The organism is Bradyrhizobium sp. MOS002, assembly GCF_003020115.1.
Classification (GTDB): Bacteria; Pseudomonadota; Alphaproteobacteria; order Rhizobiales; family Xanthobacteraceae; genus Bradyrhizobium.
The window spans coordinates 570,584-594,325 of the sequence record NZ_PYFX01000001.1; the positions used below are offsets into that span (position 1 = coordinate 570,584).

At 65.8% G+C, this 23,742-nt stretch carries 24 protein-coding genes; 6 read left to right on the forward strand and 18 right to left on the reverse strand.

Annotated features, from left to right (window positions below):
- Positions 1–21 precede the first annotated feature (21 nt).
- From phnN to phnG, 8 genes are read right to left on the reverse strand one after another with little or no spacing between them, the layout of a single operon-like run.
- Positions 22–618 carry a phosphonate metabolism protein/1,5-bisphosphokinase (PRPP-forming) PhnN gene (phnN, locus tag C7G41_RS02955; RefSeq protein WP_106941146.1) on the reverse strand — a complete coding sequence of 199 codons (597 nt, stop codon included), beginning with the start codon at positions 616–618 and terminating at the stop codon, positions 22–24.
- The gene (locus tag C7G41_RS02960) at positions 615–1,772 is read right to left on the reverse strand and encodes an alpha-D-ribose 1-methylphosphonate 5-triphosphate diphosphatase (protein ID WP_106941147.1); all 1,158 of its coding nucleotides are present in this window, start codon (positions 1,770–1,772) and stop codon (positions 615–617) included. The genes phnN and C7G41_RS02960 overlap by 4 nt, the downstream gene beginning before the upstream one ends.
- Before the next feature lie 11 nt (positions 1,773–1,783).
- The gene (phnL, locus tag C7G41_RS02965; protein WP_106941148.1) at positions 1,784–2,482 is read right to left on the reverse strand and encodes a phosphonate C-P lyase system protein PhnL; all 699 of its coding nucleotides are present in this window, start codon (positions 2,480–2,482) and stop codon (positions 1,784–1,786) included.
- 22 nt (positions 2,483–2,504) lie between these two features.
- Positions 2,505–3,302: a phosphonate C-P lyase system protein PhnK gene (gene phnK / locus C7G41_RS02970; RefSeq protein ID WP_106941149.1), complete on the reverse strand. Its 798-nt coding sequence runs from the start codon at positions 3,300–3,302 to the stop codon at positions 2,505–2,507.
- On the reverse strand, positions 3,295–4,185 hold the full coding sequence (locus C7G41_RS02975; protein ID WP_106941150.1) for an alpha-D-ribose 1-methylphosphonate 5-phosphate C-P-lyase PhnJ: 891 nt from the start codon (positions 4,183–4,185) through the stop codon (positions 3,295–3,297). Before C7G41_RS02975 ends, phnK begins: the two co-directional genes overlap by 8 nt.
- On the reverse strand, positions 4,182–5,297 hold the full coding sequence (locus C7G41_RS02980) for a carbon-phosphorus lyase complex subunit PhnI (RefSeq protein WP_106941151.1): 1,116 nt from the start codon (positions 5,295–5,297) through the stop codon (positions 4,182–4,184). Before C7G41_RS02980 ends, C7G41_RS02975 begins: the two co-directional genes overlap by 4 nt.
- A gap of 2 nt (positions 5,298–5,299) precedes the next feature.
- Positions 5,300–5,908: a phosphonate C-P lyase system protein PhnH gene (phnH, locus tag C7G41_RS02985; protein WP_199198095.1), complete on the reverse strand. Its 609-nt coding sequence runs from the start codon at positions 5,906–5,908 to the stop codon at positions 5,300–5,302.
- 4 nt (positions 5,909–5,912) lie between these two features.
- On the reverse strand, positions 5,913–6,326 hold the full coding sequence (gene phnG / locus C7G41_RS02990; RefSeq protein WP_199198156.1) for a phosphonate C-P lyase system protein PhnG: 414 nt from the start codon (positions 6,324–6,326) through the stop codon (positions 5,913–5,915).
- Between the two features lie 168 nt (positions 6,327–6,494).
- On the opposite strand from phnG, the gene phnF reads away from it, so the two are divergent.
- The gene (phnF, locus tag C7G41_RS02995) at positions 6,495–7,226 is read left to right on the forward strand and encodes a phosphonate metabolism transcriptional regulator PhnF (RefSeq protein ID WP_106941153.1); all 732 of its coding nucleotides are present in this window, start codon (positions 6,495–6,497) and stop codon (positions 7,224–7,226) included.
- A 46-nt stretch (positions 7,227–7,272) separates the two neighbouring features.
- Here phnF and phnE (C7G41_RS03000) read toward each other — a convergent pair whose 3' ends face one another.
- The 4 genes from phnE (C7G41_RS03000) to phnC form a co-directional block, all read right to left on the reverse strand.
- Complete coding sequence (gene phnE, locus C7G41_RS03000) at positions 7,273–8,121, reverse strand: phosphonate ABC transporter, permease protein PhnE (RefSeq protein WP_106941154.1); 849 nt, start codon at positions 8,119–8,121, stop codon at positions 7,273–7,275.
- Positions 8,118–9,002 (reverse strand): phosphonate ABC transporter, permease protein PhnE, encoded by an 885-nt coding sequence (phnE, locus tag C7G41_RS03005; RefSeq protein ID WP_106941155.1) that lies wholly within the window; start codon positions 9,000–9,002, stop codon positions 8,118–8,120. The genes phnE (C7G41_RS03000) and phnE (C7G41_RS03005) overlap by 4 nt, the downstream gene beginning before the upstream one ends.
- Positions 9,003–9,079: 77 nt before the next feature.
- On the reverse strand, positions 9,080–10,015 hold the full coding sequence (gene phnD, locus C7G41_RS03010) for a phosphonate ABC transporter substrate-binding protein (RefSeq protein WP_106941156.1): 936 nt from the start codon (positions 10,013–10,015) through the stop codon (positions 9,080–9,082).
- Between the two features lie 63 nt (positions 10,016–10,078).
- On the reverse strand, positions 10,079–10,888 hold the full coding sequence (gene phnC, locus C7G41_RS03015; RefSeq protein ID WP_106941157.1) for a phosphonate ABC transporter ATP-binding protein: 810 nt from the start codon (positions 10,886–10,888) through the stop codon (positions 10,079–10,081).
- A 183-nt stretch (positions 10,889–11,071) separates the two neighbouring features.
- Between phnC and C7G41_RS03020 the strand changes: the two genes are divergently transcribed.
- From C7G41_RS03020 to C7G41_RS03030, 3 genes are read left to right on the forward strand one after another with little or no spacing between them, the layout of a single operon-like run.
- Entirely contained in the window at positions 11,072–11,743 is a 672-nt protein-coding gene (locus tag C7G41_RS03020; protein WP_106941158.1) for a chloramphenicol acetyltransferase, read from the forward strand.
- Positions 11,740–12,933 carry an alpha-D-ribose 1-methylphosphonate 5-triphosphate diphosphatase gene (locus C7G41_RS03025; RefSeq protein ID WP_106941159.1) on the forward strand — a complete coding sequence of 398 codons (1,194 nt, stop codon included), beginning with the start codon at positions 11,740–11,742 and terminating at the stop codon, positions 12,931–12,933. The genes C7G41_RS03020 and C7G41_RS03025 overlap by 4 nt, the downstream gene beginning before the upstream one ends.
- An 18-nt stretch (positions 12,934–12,951) precedes the next feature.
- Positions 12,952–13,650: a DUF1045 domain-containing protein gene (locus C7G41_RS03030; RefSeq protein WP_106941160.1), complete on the forward strand. Its 699-nt coding sequence runs from the start codon at positions 12,952–12,954 to the stop codon at positions 13,648–13,650.
- A gap of 153 nt (positions 13,651–13,803) precedes the next feature.
- Here C7G41_RS03030 and C7G41_RS03035 read toward each other — a convergent pair whose 3' ends face one another.
- The 5 genes from C7G41_RS03035 to C7G41_RS03055 all read right to left on the reverse strand — a co-directional run bounded on the left by C7G41_RS03035 (position 13,804) and on the right by C7G41_RS03055 (position 19,010).
- A complete protein-coding gene (locus tag C7G41_RS03035) occupies positions 13,804–14,745 on the reverse strand; it encodes a dihydrodipicolinate synthase family protein (RefSeq protein ID WP_106941477.1) in 942 nt (313 codons plus the stop codon).
- 124 nt (positions 14,746–14,869) lie between these two features.
- Complete coding sequence (locus tag C7G41_RS03040; protein ID WP_106941161.1) at positions 14,870–16,951, reverse strand: methyl-accepting chemotaxis protein; 2,082 nt, start codon at positions 16,949–16,951, stop codon at positions 14,870–14,872.
- A 123-nt stretch (positions 16,952–17,074) separates the two neighbouring features.
- A complete protein-coding gene (locus tag C7G41_RS03045; RefSeq protein ID WP_106941162.1) occupies positions 17,075–17,845 on the reverse strand; it encodes an enoyl-CoA hydratase in 771 nt (256 codons plus the stop codon).
- 11 nt (positions 17,846–17,856) lie between these two features.
- Complete coding sequence (locus C7G41_RS03050; protein ID WP_106941163.1) at positions 17,857–18,342, reverse strand: MarR family winged helix-turn-helix transcriptional regulator; 486 nt, start codon at positions 18,340–18,342, stop codon at positions 17,857–17,859.
- Between the two features lie 59 nt (positions 18,343–18,401).
- Complete coding sequence (locus C7G41_RS03055) at positions 18,402–19,010, reverse strand: TetR/AcrR family transcriptional regulator (protein ID WP_306768028.1); 609 nt, start codon at positions 19,008–19,010, stop codon at positions 18,402–18,404.
- A 157-nt stretch (positions 19,011–19,167) separates the two neighbouring features.
- Between C7G41_RS03055 and C7G41_RS03060 the strand changes: the two genes are divergently transcribed.
- Together C7G41_RS03060 and C7G41_RS03065 are read left to right on the forward strand one after the other, a co-directional pair.
- Positions 19,168–20,406 (forward strand): HlyD family secretion protein, encoded by a 1,239-nt coding sequence (locus C7G41_RS03060; RefSeq protein WP_199198096.1) that lies wholly within the window; start codon positions 19,168–19,170, stop codon positions 20,404–20,406.
- Entirely contained in the window at positions 20,354–21,967 is a 1,614-nt protein-coding gene (locus tag C7G41_RS03065; protein WP_199198097.1) for an MDR family MFS transporter, read from the forward strand. The genes C7G41_RS03060 and C7G41_RS03065 overlap by 53 nt, the downstream gene beginning before the upstream one ends.
- Positions 21,968–22,008: 41 nt before the next feature.
- On the opposite strand, the gene C7G41_RS03070 is transcribed toward C7G41_RS03065, so the two are convergent.
- Positions 22,009–23,670, reverse strand: coding sequence for a tannase/feruloyl esterase family alpha/beta hydrolase (locus C7G41_RS03070; protein ID WP_106941166.1), 1,662 nt, complete (start codon positions 23,668–23,670; stop codon positions 22,009–22,011).
- Positions 23,671–23,742: the final 72 nt, after the last annotated feature.

Genomic DNA, 23,742 nt, shown 5'->3' on the forward strand with positions numbered 1-23,742 from the left:
CCAGTCTCCTTGTTGTGCGGGCTATTCGTGCCAGCCTTGATTCCTGATCACACGCAGAAGCTGGCGGCCGTGATACTCCGCGCTGCCCGCGTTGAGGATGGTGACATCGGCCTGCGCCGATGCGTCGTCGACGTTGCGCGTCAGCCGTTCCGCGATATTGCCGTCACTGTGCCGGGCGCGCGCGGCAAGCCGCTGCGCCAGCACCTCCGGCGGCGCCGTGATCGCGACCACCACGACGTTTGCATATTTTTGGCGCAGCGCGCCGATCACCGTGCGCGAGACATTGGCGACGACGGCGCGGCCGGCGCGGATATCAGCGTCGATGTCGAGTGGCAGCGCGTAGCAATGCCCATGCGCCTCCCAATGCACGGCGAAATCCCCGTGATCGAGTGCGCGCCGGAATTCGTCGGAGCTCACCGCGATATTGTCCTCGTCGGCAGAGGATTCCCGCGTCACGACACGGCGCGGGAAGACGATGTCGTGATTCTCGATGCACGCTGCCCGCGCCAGCCGCAGCAGCGTGTCCTTGCCGGCACCGCTGGGACCGACCACGAGCACGAGCCGTCCGGGCCCGATCGCTCCCGTCGTCTCTTCCGCCGTGGTGACGGTCTCGCTCATGCGACACGGCTCCCTTCGCGCCAGACGCTGCGGACCGCGGGGACGCTGCCCGCGACATGCACGCGGATCAGATCGGCGCGCTTGCCGATCGCGATCTCACCGCGGTCGGAGAGACCGACCGCCTCCGCGGGCGCCTTCGTCACGGTGCGGATCGCCGCCGCAAGACTGATGGCGGGCACCTGCTCGGGCAAATGCAGCGCAGCCATCAGAAGGCTCGAGGGAATGTAGTCCGACGAGAGGATGTCGAGCAGGCCCTCGCGGGCGAGATCGACCGCGGCGATGTTGCCGGAGTGCGAACCGCCGCGCACGACGTTCGGCGCGCCCATCAGGATGTCGATGCCGGCCTCGTGCAGGCCGCGCGCGGCCTCCAGCGTGGTCGGAAATTCCGCGACCGACACGCCGTCGCGCACGGCGTCCACGACGTTCTCCTCGGTGGTATCGTCATGGCTCGCCAGCGGGATCTTGTACTTATGCGCCAGCGCCACGATCTCGCGCATATTGGTCGCGGCATAGGCCTTCTGATACTCGAAACGCTTCGCGAACAGTTCGTCGAGCTGGGCATCGGTCTTGCCGCCGCCCTTGCCGCGATAATAGTCGCGCAGCTTGCCTTCGTCGCGGAACTGGCGCTGGCCGGGTGTGTGATCCATCAGCGACATCAGCCGCACGTCGGGACGATCGATCAGCTCCCTGGCCTCCTCGACCACGCTCGGCATCGGGATTTCGCAGCGCAGATGCAGGAAGTGATCGGCGCGCAGCAGATCGGCATCGCGCGCGGTCGTGATCGCGGCGGCGAGCGTGCCGGCGCGGCCGTCGACTTCCTCGGCGCCGTCCTCACGCCAGACCCGGAGCGAGTCGAACACCGTGGTGATGCCCGATGTCGCGAGCTGGCCGTCATAGGAGACGACGGCGGCGACCGGATTCCAGAACACTTTCGGGCGCGGCACGTAATGCGCCTCGAGGTGGTCGGTGTGGAGCTCGATCAGTCCCGGCATGATCAAATCGCCACCGGTATCCTCTGCCCCCGCAGGCGCCCTGCCCTCACCGATCTCGGCAATGCGTCCATCGGCGAGAGCGAGCCAGCCCTGCTCGATCACCCGGTCCGCCAGCACGATCCTGGCGTTGGCGATCACGGTTACCTTCGACTTGGCGTTCATGTCCATTTCCTTCAGGCCGCGGCGGCGAAGCTGGTGACATCGACGATGCGGTCGGCAATCAGATGACGGATTTCGTCGTCATGGACAATGGCGACCATGGCGACGCCCTGGCGCTTCTTTTCAGCGACCAGCTCGACCACGACGGCGCGGTTGGCGGCATCGAGCGAGGCGGTGGGCTCGTCGAGCAGCAGAATCGGCAAGTCCGAGATGAAGCCGCGCGCGATGTTGACGCGCTGCTGCTCGCCGCCGGAGAAGGTCGCGGGCGGAAGCTGCCAGAGCCGCTCGGGGATATTCAGCCGATGCAGCAATTCGCCGGCACGGGCCTGCGCCTCCGCGCGCGCCAGGCCGTTGACGATCAGCGGCTCGGCGACCACGTCGACGGTCGCGACGCGCGGCACCGCGCGCAGGAACTGGCTGACATAGCCGATGGTCGCGCGGCGGATGTTGAGGACCTGTCGCGGCTCGGCGGTGGCGAGATCGACCAGCGCGCCGCGATGGCGAATGCCGATGCGACCGGAGTCGCAGCGATAGTTGCCGAAGATCATCTTCAGAATCGACGATTTTCCGGCGCCTGATGGCCCAGCTAGCACGACGCATTCGCCCGGGTTGACGTGGAAGGTCACGCCGCTGACGACAGGCAATTCGATGCCGCCTTGCAGGTGCATCGTAAAGGTCTTGTTGGCGTCGGTGACGTCGATCATGGCGGTCATTGGGAAACTCTTCTGGGAAAACTCATGCCGGCAGAATCGAGGAGACGAGGAGCTGGGTGTAGGGCTCGCGGGGATCGTCGAGCACCTGGTCGGTGAGGCCGGTCTCGATGACGCGGCCACCCTTCATCACCATCACGCGGTGCGACAGCAGGCGCGCGACCGCGAGATCATGGGTGACGATGATGACAGCGAGGTGCAGTTCGGCGACGAGGTTGCGCACGAGGTCGAGCAGACGGGCCTGCACGGAAACGTCGAGGCCGCCGGTCGGCTCGTCCATGAACACCAGCCGCGGCTCGGTGACGAGGTTGCGGGCGATCTGGAGACGCTGGCGCATGCCGCCGGAATAGGTGCGCGGCGCATCGTCGATGCGTGCGATGTCGATCTCGACGCGGGTCAGCCAGTCCGACGCGGTATCGCGGATGCGGCCGTAGTGATTCCACCCCACTGCCATCAGCCGCTCGCCGACATTGGCGCCGGCCGAGACCGCCATGCGCAGCCCCTGCGCGGGATCCTGGTGCACGAAACCCCAATCGGTGCGGAACAGGAAGCGCCGCTCGGCCTCGCCCAGCGTAGCAAGATCGCGGGTGACGCTGTCGCGCATCCGATAGGACACCTGGCCGCCGCTGGCCGCGAGCTGACCCGACAGGAGCTGGAGCAGCGTCGACTTGCCCGAGCCGGATTCACCGACGATCGCCAGCACCTCGCCGGGATAGAGCGCAAAGGACACGTCGCGGCAGGCGGTGATGCGGCCATAGGACTTGCTGAGAGACTCGGCAATGAGCAATGGCTGGTCGTTTTCTAGCATGTCTTGATCAACCATGTGAGCCCGCCTTGTCCTTGTACGGCGCAGCGCTGAGGCTGCCGTGATGGCCGGCGGCCTGGCGTCCCTCGCAATAATCGGTGTCGGAGCAGACGAACATGCGCCCGCCCTTGTCGTCGGTGACGATCTCGTCGAGATAGGAATTTTCCGCGGCGCACAGCGCGCACGGCGCGTTGAAGCGATACGGCTCGAACGGGTGATCCTCGAAGTCGAGCGACACGACTTGCGTATAGGGCGGGATCGCATAGATCCGCTTCTCGCGGCCGGCGCCGAACAATTGCAGCGCCGGGCAATTGTCCATCTTGGGATTGTCGAATTTCGGCGTCGGCGACGGATCCATCACATAGCGCGCATTGACCTTCACCGGATAGGCGTAAGCCGTCGCGATGTGGCCGAAGCGGGCGATGTCCTCGTAGAGCTTCACGTGCATCAGGCCGTATTCGGCGAGCGCGTGCATGCGCCGAGTCTCGGTCTCGCGCGGCTCGAGGAAACGCAGCGGCTCCGGGATCGGCACCTGATAGACCAGCACCTGATTTGCGTGCAGCGCCGTCTCCGGAATGCGGTGGCGGGTCTGGATCACGGTCGCGTCGATCGTCGCGGTCGTCGTGGCGACGCCGGCGGTCTTGGCAAAGAACTTCCGGATCGAGATCGCATTGGTGGTGTCGTCGGAGCCCTGGTCGATCACCTTCAGCACGTCCTGCGGCCCCAGAATCGCGGCGGTGACCTGGACGCCGCCGGTGCCCCAGCCATAGGGCATTGGCATTTCACGGCTGGCGAACGGTACCTGATAGCCGGGGATCGCGATCGCCTTGAGGATCGCCCGGCGGATCATCCGTTTGGTCTGTTCGTCGAGATAGGCGAAATTGTAGGCGGGCGCGTTCATTCCGCGGCCTCCTTCATGGCGTCGGGCGCATTGGCATCTGTGAACGCTTCAGAAAACTCCCGGCGCAGCTTGCGCAACAGGCCGAGCTCGGACTGAAAGTCGACATAATGCGGCAGCTTCAGATGCTCGACGAAGCCGGTCGCCTGGACGTTGTCCGAATGCGACATCACGAATTCCTCATCTTGCGCGGGGGCGAGTGCCTCCTCGCCGAGTTCGCGCGCGCGCAACGCGCGGTCGACCAGCGCCATCGACATGGTCTTGCGTTCGCTCTGGCCGAAGGCGAGGCCATAGCCGCGGGTGAAGCACGGCGCTTCGGTCGCGGAGCCCTTGAACTGGTTGACCATCTGGCACTCGGTAAGCTCGATCGAGCCGAGCGGCACGGCGAAGCCGACGTCTTCCGCCGAAAACTCGACCTCGACCTCGCCGAAGCGAATCTCGCCGGCAAAGGGATGATTGCGGCCGTAGCCGCGCTGGGTGGAGTAGCCCATCGCCAGCAAAAACCCTTCGTCGCCGCGCGCGAGGTTCTGCAGGCGCAGATCGCGGTCCGCGGGGAAATTCAGCGGCTCGCGCGTGAGGTCGCCGACGCTGGCACCTTCCTCGGCCCGCGGCGAGGATTCGATCAATCCGTCGCGGCCGAGAATATCCGTCACCCGCGGCGTTGGCACCGTGGATGCTTCGGCCGTCGCAGGCTGCTCCGGCACAAAGCCTTCGGCGAGCGAGGGATCGAGCAGGCGATGGGTGTAGTCGAAGGTCGGGCCGAGGATCTGGCCGCCGGGAATGTCCTTGAAGGTCGAGGACACCCGCCGCTGCACCCGCATCGCGCCGGTCTCGACCGGCTCGCTGGCGCCGAAGCGCGGCAGCGTGGCGCGGAAGGCGCGGACCAGGAAGATCGCCTCGATCAGGTCGCCGCGCGCCTGCTTGATGGCCAGCGCCGCGAGCTCGCGGTCATAGAGCGAGCCTTCGCTCATGACGCGGTCCACGGCGAGGCCGAGCTGCTCCGAGATCTGGTCGAGGGAAATTTCCGGAACGCTCTGGTCGCCACGCCGGGCACTTGCAAGCAGGCGATGGGCGTTCTCGATGGCGCGTTCGCCGCCCTTGACTGCGACATACATGCTTAGCTTCCCTTGTTCACGACGCGCGTGGTGCGCGGGATCGCGACCACGGCATCGTCGGCGACCAGCACCACATCGATGCCGCGCGGAAACAGCGTTTCGTTGACGCGCAGGCGCTCGAACAGATCGAACGGCTTGATCGACGCCTGGAGCGTCGCGACACCGTCGATGCCGGGTCCGCTCAGGTCGAAGCTGCGTCCCGAATCCAGGCTATCGACCTGAAGGATCAACGTGGTCGAGCGATCCGGATATTCGCTGGTGCCCAGCGCGAAACGCTCGAGCGAAGGCAGCGCCGCGCCGTCGCTGATCAACGCGAAGCTTGCGATCGAAGAATCCTGCACCACTGGCGCGCCGGTGTGAAATTTCAGCCATTTTGTCACGTCGGTGCTTTCCGACATGCGCGCATCGAGCCAGAGCGGCGTGTCGTGATCGAACAGCGTCAGCGCGATCGCGGCCGTGCCGCGCCTCATCGTATGAGGCGCTCCCGATGTCGGCACGATGCGCCGGACCGACCCCGGCCGCGCCATCGCGTCCATGACCGAACGAAAGGTGGATTGCGCCGACAGCACCTTGTCGGCGAACCCCGGCGGCAGTTCCGCAATCGTGGTCATGACCTCACCCCTCACCGCGCACCATGGTGTAGAAATCAACCTTCGTCGCGGCGGTCTCGGCCGCCACCTTTTCGCGCCTGACCGTAAGCTGCTCCCGCAACGGCGCGATAACGTCCCGCTCCACCGCGCCGCCGAAATCGCTGGACTGCACCAGCGCATCGCACAGCGCGATCAGCCGCGCCTTCTCGCCGTCGCGACCGAGCGTGTAACCGAAGCCGACCTCGCCGCTGGCAAGCCGCACCGCGGCGCGCGACACGGTCGCTTCGCCGATATTGAACGGCGCACCGTCGCCGCCGACCCGGCCGCGCAGCATGACGAGGCCGTTTTCCGGCGCGCGCAGATCCTGATGCGCCGGCAGGGCGAGAGTGCGGAGGCGAGCGGCGATCTCGCCCGCCTCCGCGTGCGCCAGCACGGCCATTGCGGTCTTGCGTTGCGCTTGCTGATTGTTGTGCTGGGTCACCACATCACCGACTTTTCTGCAGAACTTGTCGAATCCAAGTTGTCTATGATACTAGACAACTTGATACGGGAATGCCATGACTGTTTCGTGACAAAGGCGTGATTTCTGGAGTAGCTTCCCCGCGACATGAGCATGCAGGACACAGCCTCCTCCGGCGTCGCGTTGTGGCGCCTCGTTGCCGACGGCATCGAGCGCGGCATCGCCGACGGCCGCTTTGCGGCGGGCGACAAGCTGCCGGGCGAGGTGGAGATCGCCGAAACCTATCGCGTGAACCGCCACACCGTGCGGCGCGCGCTGGCCGCCCTTGCCGAGCGCGGCATCGTGCGGGCCGAACGCGGCAGCGGAACCTATGTCGAGGCGCAGCGTCTCGCCTACCCGCTGCGCTCGCGGACCCGTTTCTCTGAGATCGTCGGCGCGGACGGCCGCGAACCGCATGGCCGGTTGATCGAGGCATCGGATGATGTCGCGACCCGCGAACTCGCGCGGGAACTTGGATTGAAGGCCGGCGCACCGCTGATTCGGATCGAGGCGATGCGCCTCGCCGACCGCACGCCGATCTGCGTCTCCACGACCTGGCTGTCGGCTCAGCTGTTCCCGGGGGCGGGCGACGTCTTTGCCGCGACCCGCTCGATGACGAAACTGCTCGAGCATTACGGCGTCCGTGACTATCGCCGCGGCGCGACCCGCATCACCGCCGGCATCGTCGACGCAGCCGACGCCGCGCGGCTCGACCTGGCACTGGGACGGCCGATCCTGGTGGTCGATGCCACCGACCACGATCTCGACGGCAAGCCGCTGGTCACCAAGCATTCGCGGTTTGCGGCAGAGCGGGTGGAGTTTCTGGTGGAGAACGGGTGAACGGGCTGTTCTCTGCCCCTCTCCCATAAGGGGAGAAGGAAGAAAGTTACGTCACGGCGCGCCGCCCGATGATGGCGAAGCGCAATTTTCCCGAGACGAAATCGATCGCGGCGACCGCGACCAGGATCATCAGGATCAGGAACGACACCTTCTGCCATTCCAGCACGCGGATCTGCTCGGCGAGTTGGAGGCCGATGCCGCCGGCGCCGACGATGCCGATGATGGTGGCCGAGCGCGTGTTCGACTCGACGAAATAGAGCACCTGCCCGGCGATCACTGGCAGGACCTGCGGCAGCAGGCCGAAGCGAATCTCGTGCAGCGCGCTGCCGCCGGAGGCGCGGACGCCCTCGACCTGCTTCTGGTCCGCGCCCTCGATCGCCTCCGAGAACAGTTTGCCAAAAGCGCCGAAATCGGACACGGCAATGGCGAGCACGCCGGCGAACGGGCCGAGCCCGACCACGTTGATCCACACCAGCGCCCAGATCAGCGTATCGACGCCGCGGATCGAATCCAGGAAACGTCGGACCGGAAAGCGCAGCAGCTTCGACGGCACAACGTTACGCGCGGCAAGAAGACTGACCGGCAGCGCGAACAGTGCGGCCAGCGTCGTGCCGAGCAGCGCGATCGACAGCGTCTCGCCCAGCGCCTTCAGATAGATCGGCAGCGACGAGCCGGGATCCGGCGGGATCATCATCAGGCTGATCCATCCGAGCTGGCTGAGGCCCGCGACGAAGCGCGACGGCGAGAAGTCGAGATCGACCAGGCCATAAACCAGGATCGCGAAGGCCGCGACGATCATCGCCGGCATGGCGAGCCGGGCGGAGGCCGGCCGGTCGAACACATCAGGGTAGCGCGCGCGAAGCTCCCGCGTGTCGATCTGCTGCGGCCCCGTCATGTCCGCGCCTCCTTGCCGAACAGACGGCCGCGCAGCCAGCCGGTGCTGATGTCGATGATGAAGACCGTGACGATGATGGTGAGCAGGATCGCGCTGACGTCGGAGTAATAAAACTTGCGGATGGCGACGACGAGCTCCTGGCCGATACCGCCGGCACCGACGAAGCCCATCACGGAGGCTTCGCGAACGTTGATCTCGAAACGCAGCAGCGCGTAGCTGGCATAGCCTGCCGTGACCTGCGGCAGGATGGCGAAGCGCATGCAGGACAGCCAGCTCGCGCCGGTCGAGCGGACGCCTTCGACCGGCTTCATATCGGCGTTCTCGACGATCTCCGAGAACAGCTTTCCGAGCGCGCCGGTGGAGTGAATCGCAATCGCCAGCACGCCCGCCATCGGTCCGAGCCCGAACGCGATCACGAAGATCAGCGCAAACACGATGCCGGGTACCGTGCGGGCGAATTCCAGCAGGCGCCGCACCACGAAGCGCAGCCAGGGCGCGGGCGAGGTGTTTTCAGCCGCGAAGAAGTTCAGGCAGAATGCAAAAGTCGCACCGATGAGCGTGCCGACATAGGAGATCAACACGGTCTCGCCCAGCATCCTCAACCATTTGCGCCAGCCCCAGAGCCACTCGCCGACGTCGGTCCAGACCCGCTGGCCGGTGTCGAGTGTGAGGATGCGGTCGAAATAGCTCATGAAGTTGCCGAAATGAGCGAAGAGAGTGTGCAAATTCACTTCCGCGCCGACCGCGGCGAGCAGCAGTGCGGCGGCGAACACCACGGCTCCGAACAGGAGCCGCCATCGCTTGCGCGCGACCGCCTGGCGATAGGCGGCGTTGAGCACGGCGAGCTGCTGCTCGGGAAGGATCGAAACCGCGACGGTCATCTGGTCAAGGCGAATGTTCACTCAAAAGAGAAAGAGCCGGGTCCATCGACCCGGCTCCAGTGGCATAGTCCCGAAACTCAGGACGCCTTCTTCTTACGCAGCGCATCGACGAACTTGATCAGCTCGATCGTGCCATCCCAATCCTTGGTGGTCGCGGGATGAAAACCCTTCTTCTGGCCGTCCTGGAGGCGATCGAAGGCCGCCTTGTCCTTGGCCGGGGCGTCGAAGAACGCCTTCGCGATCGCCGCCTTGGCCTCTTCCGGCAGGTCGGAATTGTAGGCATAGGGGCCATTGATGATCGGCGCCGACTTGTGGATGATGCGGAAATCGTCCTTCTTCATCGCCGAGCCGTCGGCATTCTTCAGCATGCCCTTGGTCAGCATCTGTGCCAGCGTCGAATCGTCGTCGCTGGTCCACTGGTTGGCGGCGACCTCCACCGTGCCCTGCGCCAGCGCCAGGATCGCGTTCTCATGGCTGCCGGTGAAGACGACTTTGCTGAAATAGGTGTCGGCGTCCGCGATGCCCATCTTGTCGAGCTCGAAGCGCGGCACGTTGTTGCCGGAGGTCGAGTTCGGGTCGACCAGGCCGAGGTTCTTGCCCTTGAGCTGGTCGATGCTCTTGTAGGGGCTGCTCGCCTTGACGAAGAACACCGAGTAATAACCGGTGGAGCCGTCGGAGTTGATGTCGTTGGCGAAGGCGTCGGTCTTGACGCCGGTCAGGCGGGCGCGGGCGAACGAGGCCGAACCGTAGCTCGCGATGTGGATGTTGCCGGCACGCTGGCCTTCGATCACGGCAGCGTAGTCGTTGGCGATGCGCAGCGTGACCTTCACGCCCAGTTCCTTGGAAAGATAGCTCATGAACGGCGCCCAGCGCTCGGTGACGCCCGAGGCGTTTTCCGCCGGAATGACCGCAAAGGTCAGTTCGGGATATTTGGCTTTCCAGTCGTCGGCGGAAGCGGAAGTCGTGAAGGCGAGCGCGGCGGCGCCGGCAAGGATCAATCTGCGAGTGATCATGATATACTCTTCATCGTTTGAGGTCGGTTGACGCAAAACTGGTGATGATCGATGCGGCGTGGCTCAAGCGGCGGCCGCCGTTCCAAGCGCCGGAATGCCCTCTCGCACCGGTGCAGGCATGCCGCCCATGACATCGGCGGCTTCGAGATCGTAGAGCTCGCGCGCAACATGGTCGGTCAACTCAGCCGGCGCGCCGTCGAACACCACGCGCCCTTGCGCCATGCCGATCAGGCGGTCGCAATAGCTGCGCGCCAGGTCGAGCGAATGCAGATTGCAGAGCACGGTGATGCCGAAATGCTTGTTGATGCGCAGCAGCGCATCCATCACGATCTTGGTGTTGCGCGGATCGAGCGACGCGATCGGCTCGTCGGCGAGGATGATGTCGGGCTGCTGCACCAGCGCGCGGGCGATCGCCACGCGCTGCTGCTGGCCGCCGGAGAGCTGATCGGCGCGCTGGGCTGCGAGCGGGGCGATATCGAACTGCTCGAGCGCGGACATCGCCAGCGCCTTGTCCTGCTCGGGCCAGGTCTGCGACAGCGAGCGCCAGGCCGGCATCGTTGCGAGCCGTCCCATCAGGACGTTGGTGAGGACATCGAGCCGGCCGACCAGATTGAACTGCTGGAAGATCATCGCCGAGCGCGCCCGCCACTGCCGCAGCTCCTTGCCGCGCAACGCCGTGACGTCGAGGCCGTCGAACAGGATACGGCCCTGCGAAGGGGTCGCGAGACGGTTGATGGTCCGCAGCAGGGTCGACTTGCCGGCGCCGGACCGTCCGATCACGCCGACGAAGCCGCCGGGAGAAACTTGAAACGAAGCGTCGTCCACCGCGGCTTTCACGCCGAAGCGACACGTCAGACCTTCAACCACCAGCATGCAGGGCTCCAGAGTAGCTGGGACCCACCGCTAACGCCGGCGCTTGACACTTGTGTGACACGGACATTGCGGTGCGGCGATCGTACACACCTCATCCCCTAATCATCCCCTGTCATCGCGTCGTCATGACATTGTCATCAAGGCGCTCGAAGAAAAACGCCCGCCCTCTCGTTCGGATGCAACATGGCCGCCAAAGCTCTTTCGGTCCAGCCGGCCATCGATCCCTCGGCCAGGCTGCACGACACCCGGCTTGGGGCCTACACCGAGGTCGGCGCGCGCACGATCCTGCACGAAGTCACGATGGGCGATTACTCCTATGTCGTGAACGATGCCCAGATCACCTACACCACCATCGGAAAATTCTGCTCGATCGCGGCGATGACGCGAATCAATCCGGGCAATCACCCGATGCACCGCGCCACGCAGGCGCATTTCACCTATCGTTCGAGCGCCTATTTCGAAGGCGAGAGCGACGACACGGACTTCTTCGACTGGCGGCGCCAGCACCACGTCCATATCGGCCATGACGTCTGGATCGGCCATGGCGCGATCGTGCTGCCGGGCCGCAACATCGGCACCGGCGCCGTGATCGCGGCCGGCGCCATCGTCACCAAGGACGTTCCGGCCTACACCATCGTCGCCGGCAATCCGGCGCGCATCGTGCGCCGCCGCTTTTCGGAAGACGTCGCCGGGCGGCTCGCCAGACTCGCCTGGTGGGATTGGGATCACGACAAATTGCGTGCAGCACTGCCCGATTTCCGCAAGCTCGGGATTGAAGATTTCCTCGCGGCATATGAAGCACGGGGAAGTTCTCTCAACAATTCCCTTGGCAGCAAACGAAGCGCGATCGCGTGACAGACATTTTCCTCGAGGGCGGCCGGACTCTGATCGGCTCCGAGTTCGTCGAGACGTCGCTTGCCCTGTCCGGACAGGACATCGCCGAGGTCGATGCCTCTCGCGGCCGGGCGCGACTTGCGATCGACGCGCGAAACCTGCTGGTGCTGCCCGGCATCGTCGATCTGCATGGCGATGCCTTCGAGCGGCAGATGATGCCGCGCGCCGGGGTCGACTTCCCGATCGACGTGGCGCTCGCCGACAGCGACCGCCAGGCGATCGGCAACGGCATCACCACGGTGTTTCACGCCACGACCTGTTCGTGGGAGCCGGGCCTGCGCAGCGCCGACAATGCGCGCGGCCTGATGGAGGCGATCGAACGGCAGCGTCCGCAATTCGCCGCCGACACCCGCTTCCATCTGCGCCACGAGACCTACAATCTCGACGCCGAAGCCGAGATCGGTCAGTGGCTCACTGATGGCCGCGTCGACCTGCTCGCCTTCAACGATCACATGGACGGCACGGTCGGGGACATGGCCAAACCTCGCAAGCGCAACCGCATGGTGGAGCGTACCGGCCTGTCGAGCGAGGAATTCGACCGGCTGGTCGGACACGTGCTTTCGCACGCCAGCGAAGTCCCGGCTTCCGTGTCGCGGCTTGCCGCGACCGCCCGCGCCGCCGGGGTGCGGATGCTCTCGCATGACGATGCGACGCCGGCGATGCGCCAGGGTTTTCGCGCCATGGGCGTGGCGATCGCGGAGTTTCCGGTCAACGAGGACACGGCGCGGGCGGCGGCAAGCCACGGTGACGCCATCGTCTACGGCGCGCCGAACGTCGTGCGCGGCGGCAGCCACACCGGCTGGACCAAGGCATCCGACATGATCGCCAAGGGGCTCTGCTCGGTGCTGGCCTCGGATTACTACTATCCCGCGCAGCTGCTCGCCGCGTTCCGCCTCACCGCCGACGGCGTGCTGCCACTGACCGAGGCCTGGGACCTGGTCTGCGCCGCGCCGGCGCGCGCGACCGGCCTTGCCGATCGCGGCGTGCTCGCGGAAGGACGACGCGCGGACATTCTGCTGGTCGACGACAGCGTGCCGCTGCGGCCGCGGCTGATCGCGGTGATATCAGGCGGCAAGCTCGTGCATCTCACCGACGCGACGCGGTTGCTTGGCATGGCAGCCACCCCGCGCGAAGCTGTCGTCGCGGCATAAACCCGCTATGCTCGAACGATGACCGCCCCCTCCCGCTACGCGATCTATTTTGCCGCAGGCAGCGACAGCGCCCTCTCCCGCTTCGGCGCGGAGTTGCTCGGCTACGATGCCTATACCGGCGATGAATTGCCCTTTCCCGACCCTGCGCTGCATGTCGCGCCGGACTGGCGCGACATCACCGCCGATCCCCGCACGTACGGTTTTCACGGCACGCTGAAGGCGCCGATGGCACTCGCGCCGGGCAGGACGGAGGCGGAGCTTTTGGCGGCCTGCGCGGTCTTCGCCGGCGAGGCGCGGCCTGTCCCGTTGATCCGCCCGGTCGTCGATGCCATCAGCGGCTTCATCGCCGTCATTCCGGCTGAGCCGGTCGATGCGCTCCAAGAGCTCGCCGCTGATTGCGTCCGTGCGTTCGATGGCTTTCGCACCGCCCTGACAGCGGAAGATCGCGCGCGTCGAAAGCCCGAGAAGCTCAGCGAGCGGCAGCGCGACTATCTCGACCGCTGGGGCTACCCTTACGTGATGGAGGAGTTCCGCTTCCACATGACGCTGACGGGACGGCTGGACGCGGAGCGCCGCGGGCCGATTCTGCAGATGCTGCGGGCAAGGTTTGCGGCGCTCGGGCTTGAGACGCTGCCGGTCGATCGCATTGCGCTGTTCAAGCAGGATGATGCGGGGGCAAAGTTCCGCATTGTGGGCGAGTGGGAGTTGGTGAGGTAGGCGCCCGCTCGCGCGTCATATTCAATGTCGTCCCGGCGAAGGCCGGGACCCATATCCCCGAGGGGGGCTATGGGTCGGGCTAGTAACTCCGAGTTGTCGTCAAACTCAATTTCGTGGTTATGGGTCCCGGCCTTCGCCGGGACGACGTAGGGGCTACTTCCCCCACCGCAACGCCAGCGCATCACGCTCCTTGGCCAACTCCAGCAGCCCGGCCCGCGTCGCCGGGTGCAGCGGTTGCAACGGATGCCGCACCGTGTCCGACTTGATCACGCCGCCGGCCTGCATCATCGCCTTGCAGGCGATCAGGCCGCATTGGCGGTTTTCGTAGTTGATCAGCGGCAGCCAGCGTTCGTAGGCGGCTTTCGCCTCCTCACGCTTGCCGGCGAAATAGGGATCGATGATCTGGCGGATGCCGTCGGGATAGCCGCCGCCGGTCATCGCGCCGGTGGCGCCGGCATCGAGATCGGCGAGCAGCGTGATCGCTTCCTCGCCGTCCCAGGGACCCTCGATATCGCTGCCGCCGGCCTCGATCAGGCTGCGCAGCTTTACGGCAGCACCCGGCACCTCGATCTTGAAATAGCGGATGTTCGAGAAGTCGCGCGCCAGCCGCGCGAGCAGCTCGACCGACAGCGGCGTGCCGGCGACAGGCGCATCCTGGATCATGATCGGAATCTTGATCGCGCCCGACAGCACCTTGAAGAACTCGACGACGCCTTTCTCGGGCACGCGGAAGGTTGCGCCGTGATAGGGCGGCATGACCATCACCATGGCGGCACCGGCCGCCTCGGCCTGCTGGCTGCGCGCGGCGCAGACGGCGGAGCTGAAATGCGTGGTCGTGACGATCACGGGAACCCGGCCCGCGACATGCTCCAGCACCGCATGCATCACGGTCTCGCGCTCGGCATCCGTGAGCACGAATTGCTCGGAGAAATTGGCGAGAATGCACAGACCGTTCGAGCCGGCATCGATCATGAAATCGATGCAGCGGCGCTGGCCGTCGAGGTCGAGCTCGCCGCGCGCGTCGAAGATGGTGGGTGCGACCGGGAACACGCCGCGATAGGGGCGCTGGGCCTTGTGTTGGGGCGTGACCGGCATCGAACTCTCCATCCCTGATATCTCTTACATCTGCCGCGGCGCTCGCGCAGCGTCACAGATGTAGCCGCCGCGCGCATCGTCGGCAATGCCGATCGCGCGACGCAAGGATGGTAGATCGTCGAAGCTATGCGGTCCTCACCGCGCCCAAAAAGCCCTCGACCGCCACGCGGAGACGATCGGCGTCGGCGGACATTTTCGTCACGGATACCGACAGTACCGAACCGGCATTGCCCGTCTCCTGATTGAGCCTGGCCACGCTACCGATGGTGTCGGTGACCTCGCGGGTTCCCTGCGCGGCCTGCTGGAAGTTGCGGGAGATCTCGGTGGTGGCCGCGCGCTGCTGTTCGACGGCTGCCGCAATCGCCGTCATCTTCTCGTCGATGCCGCTGATCGCGCCGCCGATCGCGCGGATGGCAGTCACCGCCTGGCCGGTAGCGCCCTGGATCTCCGCGACCTGGCGGGAGATCTCTTCCGTCGCCGTCGCCGTCTGCGAGGCGAGGCTCTTGACCTCGCCGGCAACCACGGCGAAGCCGCGGCCGGCCTCGCCCGCGCGCGCGGCTTCGATGGTGGCGTTCAACGCCAGCAGATTGGTCTGCCCTGCGATGGCGTTGATCATCTTCACGACCTCGCCGATGCGGCCAGCGGTCTGATCGAGGATCTCGACCGTCGCATTGGTCTGCGCTGCCTGCGACACGGCTTCGCGGGCCTCGCGAGCGCTGGCCTGCACCTGCGCGGAGATCTCGCCGACGGACGCCGAGAGTTCTTCGGTCGCGGCCGCAATGGTCTCGAGATTGTTGGTGGCCTGCTCGGCGGAGGACGAGACCGCCGCGGTCTGGCTACTCGATTCCGAAACCAGCGAGCGCACGTCGGTCGCGGTGGCATCGAGCTCCTTGGTCGACGCCGCAACGCTGTGAATGACGGCTTGCACCGTGTCGTCGAAGCTGCGGCAGGCCGCATCGACGGTGCCGGACCGGGCGAGCTGCAGCGCCTGCTGCGATTCGCGCTCTCGGCCCAGGCGTTCCGCGGTCGCCGCGCTCTCGCGCAGGCTTTCGAGCGCAGCCGCCATGGTGCCGAACTCGTCGGGATGTCTGGATTGCGGAACGGGCGTCGCGTAGTCGCGGGCGCTGATCTTGGCGATGGCGTCCAGGATGGCCCGCACCGGGCGCATCAGGCGGTTGCGCACCACGTAGACGCCGGCCAGAGTCACGGCCAGCGCGAGCAGGAACGCGAGCGACTGCACGACGAGATTGGTGAGCGCCTTGGCCTGCACCGTCTCCGCCCGCGCGATCGACTGGTCGAGCGCCTTGTTCGCCACCGCGACAATGGACGCGAAGGGTGCCTGACACAACGTATTCCATTCCGAGGCCGGCATCGCGGGCTTGCCGCTGCCGTCGAAATTCTTCGTGAGGTCGCCGATCTGCTTGAGCGCGCCGTCGGTCTTGGCTTTCGCGTCCGTCGCTGCCGTCACCAGCTCCGCCGCCACGTCGGGCGCAGCCAGCAACTCGGCCATACCCGTCCAGCCGGAGGCGATCGTGCCATCCCATTGCGCCACTGACCGCTTCTGGGCGTCGTCGAGCGGCTTGCTGCTGTTGATGTTGGAACGAAGGGACGAACAATGGATCCCATAACGGTCGCGCACCTGCCAGGCGAAGCGCCTGACCTGGATCATGCGGGCGATGAAGGGGTCATTCATCCAGGCACGGTTCGAGACCGCGGTGGAGGCGAGGTTCGCCGTTTCGATCACCTTGGTGACGGCATCATACCAGGAGTTGGTCCGCTCGATCTTGCGCTCGGCGCGCGGGCGCTTGGCTTCGTCGTAGAACAGCTGGAATTGTGGTGCGGCGGCGCTCCAGCCTTGCTTCAATGTGCCGGCGAGTTCGTCGCGGCGGGCGAAATCGACGGTGGCGAGCGCGGCGCCGATGGCGTCATAGCCGCCCTGTTCAGCCTTTTCCGCCGCCTCGAGTTTTGCCCGCGGGTCGTCCTCGCCGAGGATCGCGCTCTGCGCATCGCCGCGATTGTTGCGCAGCGCCAGCACGCCATGGAAGATCGCCTTGTCGGCGGCGGCAAGCCGCGCGGTCTCGAGGCTGTCGCTGTGGCGGCCGAACGCCCCGACCATCTGGATCGCCGTAGAGGCCAGCGCACCCGCGGCGAGCAGGGCCATCAAGGTCAGGAGGAGCGAACTTACCGATTTCTTAAACATTGCCATGGTGTCGGGGGCCTGGGTCGGGGGCCTATTTCGAGCGCCACCTTGCCCCGGGACATGCCAATGTTCCGTTAAGTTTAATCGAATTGCCGTGGGGACCCCCGACGAGGCTCGGTGCCCCCCATGTCACGCAACCTTGGTGAAATCCGGCGGGCGGCGTTCCGCGAAAGCGGTGAAGGCCTCGCGCGCCTCGGCGGTGCGCAGGCGCAGGCCGAACTGCTCGCCTTCGGCGCTCATCTGCGCGACAAGCGCCTCGCCATTGCGCATCAGCTTCTTGGTGGCGGTGAGCGCGCCGGCCGGCTGACGGGCAAGACGCTGCGCCAGCGCGAGCGCCTCGGCATCGAGCCTGTCGAGCGGCACCACGCGGTTGGCGAGCCCCCATTCCAGCGCTGATTTGGCCGGCACCGTCTCGCCCAGCGCGAACATCTCGTAGGCCCGGGCATAGCCGATGCGCGCCGGCATCAGCAGGCTGGAGGCTGCTTCCGGCACCAGCGCAAGGCTGACGAAGGGCGTCGACAATTGCGCGTTGTCGGCAAGCACGACGAGGTCGCAATGCAGCAGCATCGTGGTGCCGACGCCGACGGCGCGGCCCTGCACCGCGGCGACCAAGGGCCGGGTGCAGCGCGCCAGCGACTGGATGAAGCGCACGACGTTGCGGCTGCCTTCCGACTTGCCCGCTGCGACCGCCGCGAATTCGCCGACGTCGTTGCCGGCAGTGAACATGTCGCCTTCGCCGCGGATCAGGATCACGCAGGCCGACGGATCGTGCTCGGCGGATTCGATGGCATCGGCGAGCTTGCCGTACATCGCATCCGTCAGCGCATTCTTCTTGTCGGGGCGCGCCAGCGTGAGCGTGAGAATTCCGCCGCTGTTCTGGATCCGGACGTGCTCGGTCATGGGTCTCTCCTCTATTCCTCTGGATCTCTTGAAAGTTCGCTCGAAAGCTCTCTTGAAAGCTCTCTTGGAAACTTGTCCTGGATGCTGGTCAGCCAGCGCGCGACGATATCGATCTCCGTACCGGTGAACCCATCCGTCAACGCCGCGTTGACCTGTGCCGCGTTGGCCTTCGCCTGCGCGAGCGCTGCACGGCCCTTCGGCGTCAGCCAGACGCGCCAGGCGCGCCCGTCCTCGCGGTCGGCCCGCCGCTCGATCAGCTTTGCAGCTGCCGTGCGGTCGACGAGGCCGGAGATGCCGGCCGGCCCCAGGTCGAGCGCCGCGCCCGCCTCGCCCATGAGTGCACCGTCCTGCTTGCCGAGAATGAACAGAAGTCCTGCCTGCGCCGGCGTGACCTCGCTCGAAGGCTGCGACGCCATCCAGCGCTGCAAGCGCCGCTGCGCGACGCTCAGGAGATAGATCAGCCGATGATGTCTCGCCGCGGTCACGCGTGTGCCCATTTATTTCGTATGCGAAATATATATCCGTACAGGGAAGCATTGTCAAAGGCCGGCCATCGCTAGCTCGATCTTACGCGGCTGCCATCGAGGAAAATGGCCACACAGGTTCGCACGCGCCGCTCGATGTCCTTGCGCGACGGCAGGGGCATGCCGCCATAGATCACGGCGCGTTGCGGCGCGGATGCGACCATGCCGATCAGCATGCCCGCGGCCTCGTCGGCGTCATCGAGCGTGATGAGCTTCCTCTTCACCTGGAGACGGAGCCAACGCGCCAGCGCCGTGACGGTGCGGGAGATGCCGTTCTTGTAGAAGTTCGCGGCGAGCTCCGGGAATGCGGCCGACTCCTGCAGCACCATGCGCTGCAATCCCATGACGTCCGGATCGAGCGCGAGATCGGCGCAGGCGAGCAACGCGGCGCGCAGGCCCGTTTCGATGTCGACCTCGTCGCCGGCCTGGAGATCGACGGCGGACAGCAGACGTTCGAGCCGGTCAACGCACATCGCTTCGAACAGCGCAGCCTTGCCCGGAAACAGCCGATACAGCGTCTTGGTCGAAATCCCGGCGCTGCGCGCCAGCTCCTCGGTGCTGGTCGCGGCATAGCCTTCGACGGCGAAGGTGTGTCGTGCGGCGTCAAGGACGATCTGCTTCGTCTCCTCGTCGTCGCGCACCGGCGGCCGTCCCCGCGGGCGGCATTCGCCCGACGATCTTGCGCTTTCCGATTTTTCCTGAGCCATGTCTTTAAATGATGCCTGTCATTCCATTGACAATTCCAAAGCTAACCTCATTTTGGAAATTATCAAGTTTCCTAATTCCGGGGAGCCGGCCATGACCGTCCACACCACCCCATCCGCTGCCGCCCAAAGCGCCCTTCCCGCGACTGCGCTGGAGGGCGTCCTGACCGGCGCCGCGACCGACGTCCGCCGACAAAAACTTAACCTTCGCAAGCTGTTGCTGGCGGGCGTCGCTGTCGTCGCGCTGGCTGGCGCGGGCTGGTACGGCTACGATTACTGGACCGTTGGGCAGTACCTCGTCTCCACCGATGACGCCTATGTGAAGGCCGACAACACAACCATCGCGCCGAAGGTCAGCGGCTATCTCGATCGGGTCCTGGTCGCCGATAACGAGCATGTGAAGGCTGGCCAGGTGCTGGCGAGGATCGATGACCGCGACTTCCGCGTCGCGCTCGATCAGGCCCGCGCCGACGTCCAGGCCGCGAACGCGACCATCTCCAGCAAGGAAGCGCAGCTCGACGTGCAGCAGGCGGTGATCAAGGCCGCACGCGCCACGCTCGACGTCGACCAGGCCAACCTCACCTTCGCCGCGCAAGACAACAAGCGCTACACCGACCTCGCCGCGTCCGGCTCGGGCAGCCTCCAGAACGCGCAGCAGGCTCAATCGCGCATCGCGTCGGCGCGGGCAACGCTCGAGCGCGATAACGCCAACCTCGCTTCGGCCCTCAAGCAGATCGATCTGCTCAAGGCCGAGATCGAGCAAGCCAAGGCAGCAGCCGCGCGCGCGGATGCCGTGCAGCACCAGGCCGAGCTGAACCTCGGCTACACCAATGTGGTCTCACCAATCGACGGGGTGGTCGGCAACCGTTCCTTGCGCATCGGCCAGTTCGTGCAGGCTGGCACGCAGCTGATGTCGATCGTTCCGGCCGAAGGCGCCTATGTCGTCGCCAATTTCAAGGAGACGCAGCTGACGCATGTGCAGGCGGGACAGGCCGTCGATATCGAGGTCGACATGTTCCCGGGCCAAATCGTGCACGGCCATGTCGATTCCATCGCGCCCGCAAGTGGCCAGGAATTCGCGCTGCTGCCGCCGGACAACGCCACCGGCAACTTCACCAAGGTGGTGCAGCGTATCCCGGTCAAGATCGCGCTCGACGCCGCGCATGGCCCCGCGATCGCGCTGCGGCCCGGCATGTCCGTGATCCCGACCATTGCAACACGTTCGACCGCGAATACGGCCGTGACGCCCAAAGCGAAGCTCGTCTCCGGAGGGTCGTGCCATGTCAAACAGCCTCTCACTTTCGACGCAAGCAACACCGGCCGCGACGCCTGATCGCGCCGCCAGCGATCCGAACCGCGCGAGCCTCGCAACCTGGATCGCCGTGCTCGCGGCCATGATCGGCTCGTTCATGGCGATCCTGAACATCCAGATCACCAACGCCTCGCTGCTCAACATCGAGGGCGGCATCGGCACCGGCGCCGACAACGGCTCCTGGATCTCGACGTCGTATCTGATCGGCGAGATCATCGTGATCCCGCTGACCGACTATCTGAGCCGCGTGTTCTCGTTCCGCCGCTACATGCTGGCGAGCGCGGTGCTGTTTGCAGCCTTTTCCGTCGCCTGCGCCTTCACCCACGACCTGCCGTCGATGATCGCGATGCGCGGCCTGCAAGGCTTTGCCGGCGGCGTGCTGATCCCGATGGCGTTCACGCTGGTGTTGACCAAGCTGCCGAAGCCGCAGCAGCCCGTCGGGCTCGCGATCTTTGCGCTGTCGGTCACCTTTGCGCCGGCGATCGGCCCGACCATCGGCGGCTATTTCACGGAAAATTACGGCTGGCGCACCATCTTCTTCGTCAACGTAATCCCGACCGCTGTCATGGTGACCGCGCTCTATCTGACGCTGGAGCGGCAGAAGATGCAGCTCGGCCTGCTGAAGGATGGTGACTGGGCTGGCATCGTCACCATGGCGATCGGTCTGTCGGCGCTGCAAGCCGTGCTCGAGGAAGGCAACAAGGACGACTGGTTTTCCTCACCCTTCATCATCAAGCTGGCGGTGATCGCGGCCGTCAGCCTCACGCTGTTCATCACGATCGAGCTCACGATCGAGAAGCCGCTGATCCGGTTGCGCCTGCTGACCCAACGCAATTTCGGCTTCGGTACCATTGCCATGACCATGGTCGGGTTCGCGCTGTTCGGCTCGGTCTACATGCTGCCCGCCTATCTCGGCCAGGCGCAGGGCTACAATGCCGAGCAGATCGGCAACGTGCTGGCATGGACCGGCCTGCCCCAACTCGTGCTGATCCCGCTGATCCCGAAACTGATGCAGCGCTTCGACACGCGCTATATCGCGATCACCGGGCTTCTGATCTTCGCCTACAGCTGCTTCATGAACACGGCGATGTCGCCGGACTATGCCGGCGACCAGCTCTGGATCCCGAACATCGTGCGCGCCGTGGGACAAGCCATGGTGCTGACGCCGCTGACCTCGGTCTTGACCGGCGGCATCGCGCCGCAGGATGCGGCAGCGGCCTCCGGCATCAGCAACATGTTCCGCAACCTCGGCGGCGCGATCGGCACGGCGACGCTCGCCACCATCATCACCAAACGCGAGCAGTTCCACTCCAACATCATCGGCCAGTCGATCACGCTCGGCCGCGAGGAAGTCCGCGCCCGGATCGCGCAGGTGACCGACTACTTCATGGCGCACGGCGTGCCCGACCCCCACGCCGCGCGCGAGCAGGCCATCATCGCGCTCGGCAAGACCGTGAAGCGCCAGGCGCTGGTGATGGGCTATTCCGACACGTTTGCCGTGATCGGCGTGGTGCTGGTGCTCGCCGCAATCGCAGTGCTGCTGACGCGCCGGGTGAAGGCGGCGGGCGGGCCGGCGCATTGAGGTCGCCGCCTCCCCCGCACGCGGAAAGGTGAATCCGGACCTCACGGCCCGCAGCTGAAGCTCGCGGCCTCCGTCACCGGACCGCTCTTGTAGTGCGGCCAGGCCGGCCAGCGACAAAGCGGCAGCGCGCGAAGCGTCGCAAACGACGGCGCTTCGACCTTCTGCTCGGCGACTTCGAGGTCGACGGGCGCCTTGCCCTTTTCGACCCAGTCGACCAGCGCGCTCAGCATGTCGACATTGGCCGGCGCGCCGGAGCCGACGTGATCGACCCCGGGCGCGGTGTAGAGCCGCGCGAATTCGGCCGTCTCGGCCTTGCCGAGCTTGCGTTCGACGTTTTCGAAATAGCGGATGCCGGCATAAGGGCTCTGCGCGTAGTCCGCCATGTGTTCGAGCATGATCAGCCGGCCGCCGCGGGCGCGGAAGCGGCTGAGATCGGGGTCGGTCGAATCCATCAAGCTGGAGACCTCGAGCAGCCGTGCCTTGTGCTCTTCCGGCTTATACGTCGTCACGTCGAGCTTGGGATCGCGCGCGAACACATATTGGATGCCGCCGGCACCGTAGATCCAGGCGATGCCGTTGTTGGGCGCGGGCGGCTGCGCGGGAGGCGCCGTGCCGAGCCACCACGCGACCCAGCCGCCGGTCGGGCCGACCGCCGGCGTGTCCTCGCCCGACACACCCCAGCCCGGATAATCATCGAGACCGTTGGCAAGCGCGAACGGGAATTTGTAGGTCGCATGCAGGGTGTCGATCGCCTTGATCTGTGCGTCGGTGAGGCACTGATCGCCCGACTTGCCGCTCGCGCAACGCAGCGTCTCCGCCTTGAACGCCGCCTTGCAGGAAACGGGATCTTGCACCAGCGCGTCATCGGAGCCGTCGGCCTTGTCGCAAGCGGCCCGCACGGCATCGCCCACCAGCTTCACCTGCGCCGGATTGATCCAGCCGTCACCCATGGTCGCGAGCCCCGAACGGGTGCCGGCATGCTGCAGGCCGACCCAGTTGATGACGGGCACGCGGGCAAAGATGCCGTCGAAATCGTCGGGATAGCGCTGTGCCATGGTGAGGCCTTCGCGGCCGCCTTCGGACGAACCCATGAAGTACATCTTTTCCGGCGTCTTGCCGTAGGCGCGCTGCATCAGCGCGACGGCGGCATCGCGCACCTTCTTGTAGGCGCGATGGGCGAAATTCTCGAAGGCTTCGTCGTTGAGCGCGAACAGCTGCGGCGGCTCGCCCGGCTTGGACTCATGACCCGAATCGGTGCCGTAGGTGACGAAACCGCGCGCGAGCGGCGACGGCTTGTCGAAGGGATAGGCCGGCGGCAGCGCCAGGCCCGTGATCAGCACGCCGTTGAATCCGCCGCCGCCATATTGCACCGAGCGGCCGTTCCATTCGACGGGCAAATTGACCTGAAACTTGATCGGCGGCGCCTTGGCATCGGTGGGATCGATATGGCCGAGCACCTTGCAGAAGCCGGGATTGGCCGGCGTGACGCGCCCCGACGGCGTCGGGCCGCGTTCGGCGACGGCCAGTTGCGACGGCGCCAGCAACGTCGCCGAATCGATCTTCACGGCGTCAGCGCCGCCGATGAGGCCCTTGCAGACGGTGTCCGCATCCTCGGCCAGCGTCGCCGCCGAAGCGGAATTCGCGCCCAGCGCAGTCACCGCGCCCACGAGCAATACGCACAGCTTCGCACACACTTGCGCCATCGTTTCCCCCCGCACTTTCTATTCTCGTTCGTTCCGTCAGATGGCCGCATTCAAGGCGACCTCCGGCCGGCC